Origin of the sequence: Agrococcus sp. HG114 (genome assembly GCF_024723325.1) — a bacterium.
Classification (GTDB): Bacteria; Actinomycetota; Actinomycetes; order Actinomycetales; family Microbacteriaceae; genus Agrococcus.
In genome coordinates, this window is the sequence record NZ_JANQCH010000087.1 from 1 (window position 1) to 9,703 (window position 9,703).

The following is a 9,703-nucleotide window of genomic DNA, read 5'->3' on the forward strand; positions in this document are numbered from 1 at the left end:
CTCGTGCGCCGACCCGGCGTCGCCGTCGAGGTCGACGAGGGCGATCCGGCCGCGCAGCGTCCGCACGTCGCCCGGCAGCGCCGCGCCGCCGAGGTGCGCGCGACCGCTCGCGCCGATGTCGCCGAGCAGCGCGTGCGCGAGCCGCTGCCGCTCCGCGAACGGCGCGTCGAGGCGCACGACGGCGCCGCGCGGCGCCCTGAGCGTCCAGGAGGCGGTGCCGGGCAGGCCGTGGTCGACGTGCGGGCGGAGCCGCTCGAGCGCGAGGTGACCTCCCGCATCCGCCGCCCACGCCAGTGCCGCCCGGTGGCGCGAGAGTCGCTCGCCCTCGACGTCCATGTCGGGCAGCGTGCGGTCGAGCCACCGCGGCAGCCACCACGCGCGCTCGCCGAGCAGCGTCATGACGGCCGGGATGAGCGTCATGCGCACGAGGAACGCGTCGACCAGGACGCCGACCGCGAGGCCGAGCGCGATGGCCTTGATGACCGCCATCCCCTCGGGGACGAAGCCCATGAAGACGAACACCATGATGAGCGCGGCGGCCGTGACGACCCGCGCGTTGCTCGCGAAGCCGTGGCGCACGGCGCTCGCCGCGTCCTGCCCGTGCGCGTGCGCCTCGCGCATGCCCGAGACGAGGAAGACCTGGTAGTCCATCGCGAGGCCGAACAGCACCGACATGAGCAGCACTGGCATGAACGAGAGGATCGGGCCGGGCTCGGCGTGCAGCAGCTCGGCGCCCCAGCCCCACTGCAGCACGGCGACGACGGTGCCGAACGCCGCGAGCACCGAGAGCAGGAAGCCGAACGCCGCGGTGACGGGCACGAGGATCGAGCGGAACACGAGCAGCAGCAGCACGACCGCGAGCGTCACGACCACCGCGCCGAAGGGCAGCAGCGCATCCTGCAGGCGCTGCGACACGTCGATCTGCACCGCGGTCGCGCCGGTGACGGCGAGCGGGGTGCCGTGCTCGGCTTCGAGCGCCGGTGCCGCGTCGCGGATCGCGCGCACGAGGTCGGCCGTCTCGGGATCGGCCGGGCCGGTCTCGGCGATGACCTGGATGATCGCGGTGTCGACGGTCGCGTCCGGGAAGGCGCTGCCGATGCGGGCGACGCCGGGGATCTCGGCGAGGTCGTCGGAGAGCTCCTCGAGCACGCCCATGACGTCGGTGACCTGCGTGATGTCGGCCATCACGACGAGCGGGCCGGTCGTGCCCTCGCCGAAGCCCTCCTGCAGCATGTCGTACGCGAGCCGCTGCGTGGAGCCGCGCTCCTCGCGGCCGTTGTCGGGCAGCGCGAGCTCGAGGCTCGCGGCGGGCACGGATGCGACGCCGACGACCACGAGGACGCCCACGATCGCGAGCCACGGCCGCTTCGTGATGCCCGTGACCCAGCGCATCCCCATCGTCGGGGACGCGTCGACGTCGCGCTCGGCGAGCCGTGCCGCGCGGCTGCCCGGCCTCGGGCGCAGCCGCTCCCCCAGCAGCGCCATGATCGCGGGCAGCAGCGTCACGGCGGCGCTCACGGCGATCGCGACCGAGACGGCCGCGCCGATGCCCATGACCGAGAGGAACGGGATGCCGACGATGAGGAGCCCGACGAGCGCGATGATGACGGTGAGCCCGGCGAAGAGCACCGCGGTGCCGGCGGTGCCGACCGCGAGCGAGCCCGACTCGACGATGCCCATGCCGCGCGCGAGCTGCGCGCGGTGCTTCGAGAGGATGAAGAGCGCGTAGTCGATGCCGACCGCGAGACCGATCATGAGCGCCATGAGCGGCGCGGAGTTCGAGACGGTCACGAGCGCGGAGGCGCCGAGCACCCCGCCCATCGTGATCGCGACGCCGACGATCGCCGTCACGAGCGGCAGGCCCGCGGCGAGCAGCGACCAGAAGGCGACGAACAGCACGATGCCGGCGAAGAGCACGCCGACGCCCTCCACCCACGTGATCGGCACGCTCGTCGCCTGGAAGGCCTGGCCGCCGAACTCGACCGACAGGCCCGTCGCCCGCACCGCATCCGCCGACGCCACGAGCTCGTCGAGCCCCGCGGGCGTGACCCCCGAGCCCTGCGGCTCGAACTGCACCTGCGCGTAGGCGAAGCGGCCGTCGGCCGAGACCTGCTCGGTCGCGAACTCGCTCCAGGGCGCCACGACCGTCGCGACGTCGTCGATCGCCTCGATCTCGGCGGCCTGCCGCTCGATCGCGTCGCGGAACTGCTCGACGCCCTGTCCGTCGGGCGCCTGGTAGACGACCTGCACGGAGGAGCCGGCGACCTGCGGGAAGACGCTGCTGAGTCGGTCGAGCGCCTGCTGCGACTCGGTGCCGGGGATCGCGAACGACTCCTGCATGTTCGGGCCGAGCGCGAACGCCCCGCCGAGCACGCCGACGACGATCGCCGCCCACGCGGCGATGACGAGCCACGCGCGGCGCATCGACGCCGCGCCGACGCGCGAGAGCCAGGTGGCCATCAGCCCTCACCCCGCAGGATCGCCGTCGGCATGCACAGCTCGAGCAGCGTGTCGACGAAGATCTCGCGCATCTCGGCGGGGTCGAGGTGCTCGTGGTGGGCGTCGAGCGAGTCGCCGAGGATGAAGGCGACGCCGGCGAGCCCGATCGAGAGGCGCGTGTGCACGCGCGGGCTCGGCGCCTCGAGCACGAGGGTGCGGGCGATCTCGTCGACGATCGCGTTCGCGCGGGCGATGACCGGCACGTCCTGGAGCGCCCCGCGCTGGGTGACGAAGATCGAGACGGCGGCGCTGTGCGCGATGAGGGTGTCGACGAACCCGGCGACGAGCGCGGGCGCGGCCTCGACCTTGTCGGCCGCGAGCTCGGGCAGCGTCGCCACGAGCCCCGCCATCGCGTCGATGGCCGGCTGCATCGCGGCCTCGAGCAGCGCCTCCTTCGACTCGAAGTGGTAGAGCACCGACGACTTCGAGGTGCCGACATCGTCGGCGATCTGCTGGATCGACGTGCCGAGGTAGCCGGTGCGCGCGAAGCGCTCGAGCGCTGCCCGCAGGATCGTGTCGCGAGTGGTCACGAACCGTGAGCATACTGACCGATCGGTCAGATGTCGACCGATCGGTCAGTCGGGTGCGGATGCGCCGCAGCCGTCGCGCGCTCAGCGAGCGGCGCTAGGTTGGTCGCGACGAGGGAGGCGAGATGCGCAAGTACCTGTTCAACGCGGGCGTGCTCAGCGCGGTGGCGAGCGGCATGGCGGTCGTGAAGGCCACCCGGCAGGGGCCGAAGGACTGGCGGCTCGCGCTGCTGTGGGCGAGCTGGGGCATCGGCGTCGCCCTCGCGATCGGCGCCGTCAACCAGCGCGAGGACGGCATCCGGCAGCAGGAGCTCGAGCGCGAGCTCAAGAAGGCCGCCAAGGGCCGCTGAGCCCGGCACGACCATGACCGAGCCGGTCGTCGTCATCGGCGATGCGCTCGTCGACGACATCGCGGGCGAGCGCCACGTCGGCGGCGCCGCGCTCAACGTGGCCGTCGGCCTCGCGCGCCTCGACGTGCCCGCGACGCTCGTCGCGATGGTGGGCGACGACGACGCCGGCCGGCTCGTGCGCGCGCACTGCGAGCGCTTCGGCGTGGGGCTCGCCGCGTCGCCCGCGCCGCGCGGCACCGCCGTCGCGACTGCCGTGCGGGACGGCGACACGATGCGGTACGAGTTCAACGCGGCCGGCCGGTCGCGCTTCGTCGACCTCGCCGCTGCCGAGCCGCTGCTCGCCGCCGCGCCGCTCGTGGTCGTGTCCTGCCTCGCGCTCGAGCACGAGCGGCAGGTCGCGCCGCTGCTCGCGCTCGAGCGCTCGAGCGAGCGGCTGCTCATCGACCCGAACGCTCGGCCCGCCTACCTCGAGGAGCCCCGCGCGCGCGAGCGCTTCGCGGCGGCGCTCGACGCGCTCGCGGCCCGTGCGCTGCTCGTGAAGCTCAGCGACGAGGACGCCGAGCTCGTCTACGGCGAGCACGCCGACGAGACCGCCGCCCGGCTCATCGCCGCGGGCGCCGGCGCCGTCGCCGTCACGCGCGGGCCGCTCGGCGCCAGCATCCTCACCAGCGGCGGGGCGGTGCACGCCGCGGTGCCCGCGCTCGAGGCGCCCATCGTCGACACCATCGGGGCGGGCGACAGCGTGCTCGCGTCCCTCACCGCATCCGTCGTCGCCGGGGAGCACCGGGGCGGATGGGCCGGGCCGCTCGAGCGGGCGATGGCCGTGGCCGCGGCCACCACGCGCGCCGCGGGTGGGCTGCTGCAGCTGCCGGGCTCCGCTCGCTGACGAGCGCGGCGTTCCGGGGCCCGGGACGGGCCCCGGCGCTGGCGTCGCGGCGGCGGCCCGCAAGGGCCGCCGCTCTGGAGCTCCAGCGCGCGCGCCTACCATGGAGCAATGGCCCTGAAAGCGCTCGATCAGTCCTCGAAGCTCAAGCACGTGCTCTACGAGATCCGCGGCCCGGTGGCCGCCGAGGCCGCGCGACTCGAGGCCGAGGGGCACCGCGTCCTGAAGCTCAACATCGGCAACCCCGCGCCGTTCGGCTTCGAGACGCCCGACACGATCGTGCAGGACATGATCGCGAACCTGCACGCGGCGCAGGGCTACTCCGACTCGAAGGGCGTGCTGCCCGCGCGGCGCGCGGTCGTCGCCCGCTACGAGGGCGTGCCCGGGTTCCCGCCGCTCACGGTCGACGACGTCTTCCTCGGCAACGGCGTCTCCGAGCTCATCACGATGACGATGCAGGCGCTGCTCGACGCGGGCGACGAGGTGCTCATCCCCGCGCCCGACTACCCCCTCTGGACCGCGATGACCTCGCTCGGCGGGGGCACGCCCATCCACTACCTGACGGATGAGTCGGCGGGCTGGGCGCCGGACCTCGAGGACATCGCGGCGAAGATCACGCCGCGCACGAAGGCCATCGTCGTCATCAACCCCAACAACCCGACGGGCGCGGTGTACTCCCGCGAGGTGCTGCAGGGCATCGTCGACCTCGCGCGCGAGCACTCGCTGCTGATCCTCGCCGACGAGATCTACGACCGCATCCTCTACGACGACGCCGAGCACGTGTCGATCGCGACGCTCGCGCCCGACCTGCTGACGCTCACGTACAACGGCCTCTCGAAGACCTACCGGGCGGCGGGCTTCCGCGCCGCGTGGGTCGCGATCACGGGGCCGAAGGAGCACGCGAAGGGGTTCCTCGAGGGGCTCACGCTGCTCGCGTCGACGCGGCTGTGCCCGAACGTGCCGGCGCAGTACGGCATCCAGGTCGCGCTCGGCGGGCACCAGTCGATCGAGGACCTCATCCTGCCCGGCGGGCGCCTGCTCGAGCAGCGGGACGCCGCGGTGCAGGGGCTCAACGCGATCCACGGCGTGAGCGTCGTGAACCCCAAGGGTGCGCTCTACGCGTTCCCGCGCCTCGACCCCGAGGTGCACGAGATCCACGACGACGCGCAGCTCGCGCTCGACCTGCTGCGGCAGGAGAAGATCCTCGTGACGCACGGCTCTGGCTTCAACTGGCCGGCGCCCGATCACTTCCGCATCGTGACGCTGCCCTGGAAGCGCGACCTCGTCGTCGCGGTCGAGCGGATCGGCAACTTCCTGGCGTCGTACCGGCAGTAGCGAGGCGGGCTCGCGGGCTGCGTCAGGCGAGCGCGCCGGCGCCGCTACTGTGGCCGGGTGCCAGGACTGCTCTTCGTCGAGGGGATCCCGGGCTCGGGCAAGACCACCCTGGCCGCGGGGCTCGCCGACGCGCTCTCGGCCTCAGGCTGGCCGGCGGAGCACTGGTCGGAGGGGCGCACGGACCACCCCGTCGACTTCGAGCAGGTCGCGGTGCTCACCGACGAGCAGCGCGCAGCGCTCGAGCTGCGGATGCCGCAGCACCGCGAGCTGCTCGACGGAGCGTTCGTCGCCGAGGGCGACGCGTGGCTCCTCCGCATCGCGGACCATCCGCACCTCCCCTCCGAGCTCGTCGAGGCGCTGCGCCGCTTCGACAGCTACGACGGCGACGTGTCGCCCGAGGTGCACCGCCGCGTGCTGACGGAGAGCTGGCGCAGGTTCGGCAGCGCCCCGCTGCCCGAGCGCGTGCAGGTCTGGGAGTGCGTGCTCATCCAGAACCCCGTCTGCGCGCTCGTCGCTCGGTTCGACCAGCCGTTCGACGCGCTGGCCGAGCATGTGCGCGGTCTCGTGGACGCGGTGCGCGAGCATCGGCCCGCCCTCATCTACCTGGACCCCGGCGACCCCGAGGACGTGCTGCGGCGCGCCGCCGCCGAGCGCTCCGCCGAGTGGCTCGGCGCCGTCATCGAGTACCACACGCGGCAGGGACTGGGCCTACGGCGCGAGTGGTCAGGCTTCGACGGCTATGTCGAGTTCATGCGCCACCGCCGCCAGCTCGAGCTCGCGCTGCTGCCGCAGCTCCCCCTGCCCGTCCTGCACCTCTCCACGAGCGGACGAACCGCCGAGGAGACCCTGGCTCGAGCGACTGCGGTCGCCGAGGAGCAGCTCGCGCGGGACGCAGCGCTGGCGGGGAACTGACTCCGGCTGCACACCGGGCCGGGACGAACGAGGGCCCCGACCGGCGATCGCTCGCAGATCAGGGCCCTTGCCTGGTACACCCCCCGGGACTCGAACCCGGAACCAATTGATTAAGAGTCAACTGCTCTGCCAATTGAGCTAGAGGTGCATGGTCTCTCGACCGAGGAACAACGATACCACAGCCCTCAGGTCGCGTGCCAGCCGGGGCGTCCCCGCCGGCCGGCCCGACGCATCCGCTCTGCTTGGATGGAGGGGATGACGCACCTCGCACCCGGCATGCCTGCCCCCGACTTCACCCTGCCCGACCAGGACGGCACGCCCGTCTCGCTCTCGGACCTCCGCGGCCGGAAGGCGATCGTCTACTTCTACCCCGAGGCGCTCACGGTCGCGTGCAAGCAGCAAGCGTGCGACTTCCGAGACGCCCTGCCCGACCTCGGCGCGCACGGCTACGCCGTCGTCGGCATCTCGAAGGACCCGGTCGAGAAGCTCGCCCGGGCGCGTGACACGGACGCGCTGACGTTCCCGCTGCTGAGCGACGAGAGCCTCGAGGTGCACCGCGCGTGGGGCACGTTCGGCGAGAAGAACAGCTACGGCCGCATCGTCGAGGGCGTGCGCCGCTCGACGTTCGTGCTCGACGAGGCCGGCGTCATCACGCACGCCTTCTACAACACGAAGGCCAAGGGACACCTCGAGATGCTCGACAAGCGGCTCGCGTTCCGCGGCTGAGCCGCTGGGTCACTCCTCGCGGCTCACTCCTCGCGGCGCAGCCACTCGGTGACGCTGCGCCGCAGCACGAGGATGAGCAGCGCCGCCGAGAACCCCGCGAGCACGAGCGCGAGCGGCACCGGCCCCGCTCCCCCGTCGAACGTGCCGAGCGCGACGCCGAGCTGCAGCACCGCCCACACCACGGTCGCCGCGCGCGACCACGCGCGGCCGTCGAGCATCGCCTTGCCCGCGAGCGAGAGGAACAGCGCGCAGCCGGCAGCGAGCACCGCGAGGAAGAGCCCGCCGGCGAGGTGCTCGACCGGGTCTCCGAACGACGCGAAGGCCAGCCAGACGGCCACGCCGATCATGCCGAGGCCCTCGAGCAGCAGCAGGATGCCGACCGCGGAAGCGGTGGCCGGGCGGACCCTCGAGACGTCGCTCACAGCAGAAAATCCTTGCCTCTCCGGTGCGCCTGTGGAAGCATGGAACGTCGGGCGGCAGTGCTGCAGCGCCCTTGCACTTCATGCGCCGCGGCCTTCCCGCGATGCGCGCTCTCCCTCCAATGTACAAGGAGCACATCTATGGATTGGCGTGACGACGCTGCCTGCCTCACGGTCGACCCCGAGCTGTTCTTCCCGGTCGGCAACACCGGACCGGCGCTCGAGCAGATCGAGAAGGCCAAGGCCGTCTGCGCGACGTGCCCGGTGACCGAGATGTGCCTGCAGTACGCGCTCGAGACCAGCCAGGACTCCGGCGTGTGGGGCGGCCTCTCCGAGGACGAGCGCCGCGCCCTCAAGCGCCGCGCCGCTCGCGCCCGCCGCGCGGGCTGAGCGCCAGCAGAGCTCTTCCCAGCGGGGTCGCCGAGAGGCGGCCCCGCTGCTGCGTTCCCGGGCGGATGCGCCGGGCGTCAGAGCGCGTCGTCCTCGCGGATGTAGGCGAGCGGCACCCGCACCGTCACCTCGGTGCCCTCGACCGCTCGCGCGCCCCAGTCGATCGTGCCCGAGAGCTCGCCGGTGACGAGCGTCTTCACGATCTGCGTGCCGAGGCCGGAGCCCACGCGGCCCGCGGGCAGCCCGATGCCGTTGTCGCACACCTGCACCGTGAGCCAGCCCTCGTCGCGCTGCGCGGTGATGCGCACGAGCCCGTCCTGCTTGCCCGCGAGCCCGTGCTCGACGGCGTTCGTCACGAGCTCGGTGAGCGCGAGCGCGAGCGGCGTCGCGTAGCCGCTCGGCAGCACGCCGAACGAGCCGATCCGCTCGGTGCGCACGTGCGCGGCGTGCAGCGACGCGAGCTCGCTCGTGAGCTTCATCGCCCGGTCGAAGACGGCGTCGAAGTCGACCGACTGGCTCAGCCCCTCCGAGAGCGTGTCGTGCACGACCGCGATCGACGAGACGCGGCGCTCGGCGTTCTGCAGCGACGTGCGCGCCTCGTCGCTCTTCGTGCGCCGCGACTGGATGCGCAGCAGCGCCGCGACCGTCTGCAGGTTGTTCTTGACGCGGTGGTGGATCTCGCGGATCGTCGCGTCCTTCGTGATGAGCGTCTGCTCCTGCATGCGCAGGTCGGTCACGTCGCGCACGAGCACGATCGCGCCGAGCCGCTCGGTGCCCGAGCGCAGCGGCACGGCCCGGAGCGAGAGCGTGACGTGCCGCGTCTCGAGGTCGGTGCGCCACGGCGCGCGCCCGGTGACGACGAGCGGCAGCGCCTCGTCGACCTCGTGCGAGTCGTCGATGAGCTCGGTCGTGATCTCGGCGAGCGACTCCCCCTCGAGCTCGCCTTGGAAGCCGAGCCGCGTGAACGCCGAGAGCGCGTTGGGGCTCGCGAACGTCACGACGCCCGCCTGATCGAGCCGCATGAGGCCGTCGGATGCGCGCACGGCTCCGCGACGCGGCTCCGACGGGGCTGCCTGGTCGGGGAAGTCGCCGCGCGCGATCATGCGGAACAGCTCGTCGGCGCACTCCTTGAACGTCCGCTCGAGCCGGCCGGCGCTGCGCGTGTCGGCGTAGTTGGAGTGGCGGGTGATGACGGCGATCGGCCGCTCGAGCAGCCGCGTCGAGGGCTCGACCTCGCGGCGGCGGACCGGGATCGCGCGCACGTTGGCGTCGGCCTCACCGCCCCACTGCGGGGAGTCGCCCGCGAGCGCGATGCCCTCGTCGAATGCGCGGCCCACCTGCTCGCGCCACGCGTTCCGCACCGGCTGGCCGACGATGTCGCGGTAGAAGAGCGTCGCCGCACCCGCGGGCCGCGCGTGCTGCGCGGCGATGTAGCCGTCCTCGTCGCCGGTCGGCAGCCACAGCACGATGTCGCCGATCGCGAGGTCGGCGAGCAGCTGGAAGTCGGCCACGAGCCGGTGCAGCCACTGGAGGTCGTCGTCGGTGAGCGTGCCGTAGCGCTCGGCGATCGAGGTCAGGCTCGTCACCCGTTCAGCGTAGCGCGGCGCGCCAGGCGCGCCGCGGCCGCTCGGTCGCCGCGCGGAGCGAGGCGCGGCTCGGCGG

The 9,703-nt window shown here is 73.1% G+C and carries 10 protein-coding genes and 1 tRNA gene; 6 read left to right on the forward strand and 5 right to left on the reverse strand.

Features of this window, described 5'->3' with window-relative positions; translation table 11 throughout:
• Together NWP09_RS09145 and NWP09_RS09150 are read right to left on the reverse strand one after the other, a co-directional pair.
• Positions 1-2,460: MMPL family transporter (locus tag NWP09_RS09145; RefSeq protein ID WP_258275206.1), on the reverse strand; the 2,460-nt coding region annotated here is incomplete at its 3' end.
• Complete coding sequence (locus NWP09_RS09150; RefSeq protein WP_258275207.1) at positions 2,460-3,029, reverse strand: TetR/AcrR family transcriptional regulator; 570 nt, start codon at positions 3,027-3,029, stop codon at positions 2,460-2,462. The genes NWP09_RS09150 and NWP09_RS09145, both read right to left, overlap by 1 nt.
• A 122-nt stretch (positions 3,030-3,151) precedes the next feature.
• On the opposite strand from NWP09_RS09150, the gene NWP09_RS09155 reads away from it, so the two are divergent.
• The 4 genes from NWP09_RS09155 (at position 3,152) to NWP09_RS09170 (ending at position 6,506) form a co-directional block, all read left to right on the forward strand.
• Entirely contained in the window at positions 3,152-3,376 is a 225-nt protein-coding gene (locus NWP09_RS09155; protein ID WP_258275208.1) for a hypothetical protein, read from the forward strand.
• 13 nt (positions 3,377-3,389) lie between these two features.
• Positions 3,390-4,262 carry a PfkB family carbohydrate kinase gene (locus tag NWP09_RS09160; RefSeq protein ID WP_258275209.1) on the forward strand — a complete coding sequence of 291 codons (873 nt, stop codon included), beginning with the start codon at positions 3,390-3,392 and terminating at the stop codon, positions 4,260-4,262.
• A gap of 108 nt (positions 4,263-4,370) precedes the next feature.
• Complete coding sequence (locus tag NWP09_RS09165) at positions 4,371-5,594, forward strand: pyridoxal phosphate-dependent aminotransferase (RefSeq protein WP_309137112.1); 1,224 nt, start codon at positions 4,371-4,373, stop codon at positions 5,592-5,594.
• A 57-nt stretch (positions 5,595-5,651) separates the two neighbouring features.
• Entirely contained in the window at positions 5,652-6,506 is an 855-nt protein-coding gene (locus NWP09_RS09170; RefSeq protein WP_258275210.1) for a hypothetical protein, read from the forward strand.
• 72 nt (positions 6,507-6,578) lie between these two features.
• On the opposite strand, the gene NWP09_RS09175 is transcribed toward NWP09_RS09170, so the two are convergent.
• Positions 6,579-6,654: transfer RNA gene (locus NWP09_RS09175), tRNA-Lys, on the reverse strand.
• A 107-nt stretch (positions 6,655-6,761) separates the two neighbouring features.
• Between NWP09_RS09175 and bcp the strand changes: the two genes are divergently transcribed.
• Positions 6,762-7,232, forward strand: a complete 471-nt coding sequence (gene bcp / locus NWP09_RS09180; RefSeq protein ID WP_258275211.1) for a thioredoxin-dependent thiol peroxidase — start codon at positions 6,762-6,764, stop codon at positions 7,230-7,232.
• Between the two features lie 23 nt (positions 7,233-7,255).
• On the opposite strand, the gene NWP09_RS09185 is transcribed toward bcp, so the two are convergent.
• Positions 7,256-7,654, reverse strand: a complete 399-nt coding sequence (locus tag NWP09_RS09185; protein ID WP_258275212.1) for a hypothetical protein — start codon at positions 7,652-7,654, stop codon at positions 7,256-7,258.
• Positions 7,655-7,792: 138 nt separating this feature from the next.
• Here NWP09_RS09185 and NWP09_RS09190 point away from each other — a divergent pair, with 138 nt between their 5' ends.
• Positions 7,793-8,041 carry a WhiB family transcriptional regulator gene (locus tag NWP09_RS09190; RefSeq protein WP_021010012.1) on the forward strand — a complete coding sequence of 83 codons (249 nt, stop codon included), beginning with the start codon at positions 7,793-7,795 and terminating at the stop codon, positions 8,039-8,041.
• 77 nt (positions 8,042-8,118) lie between these two features.
• Here the strand turns inward: NWP09_RS09190 and NWP09_RS09195 are convergent, their stop codons facing one another.
• On the reverse strand, positions 8,119-9,627 hold the full coding sequence (locus tag NWP09_RS09195; protein WP_258275213.1) for a sensor histidine kinase: 1,509 nt from the start codon (positions 9,625-9,627) through the stop codon (positions 8,119-8,121).
• Positions 9,628-9,703 lie beyond the last annotated feature (76 nt).

Bases quoted from the DNA above. Each gene is read 5' to 3' on its own strand.
- NWP09_RS09155 (WP_258275208.1), top strand. From the start codon at position 3,152: ATGCGCAAGTACCTGTTCAACGCGGGCGTGCTCAGCGCGGTGGCGAGC.
- NWP09_RS09160 (WP_258275209.1), top strand. From the start codon at position 3,390: ATGACCGAGCCGGTCGTCGTCATCGGCGATGCGCTCGTCGACGACATC.
- NWP09_RS09165 (WP_309137112.1), top strand. From the start codon at position 4,371: ATGGCCCTGAAAGCGCTCGATCAGTCCTCGAAGCTCAAGCACGTGCTC.
- bcp (WP_258275211.1), top strand. From the start codon at position 6,762: ATGACGCACCTCGCACCCGGCATGCCTGCCCCCGACTTCACCCTGCCC.
- NWP09_RS09190 (WP_021010012.1), top strand. From the start codon at position 7,793: ATGGATTGGCGTGACGACGCTGCCTGCCTCACGGTCGACCCCGAGCTG.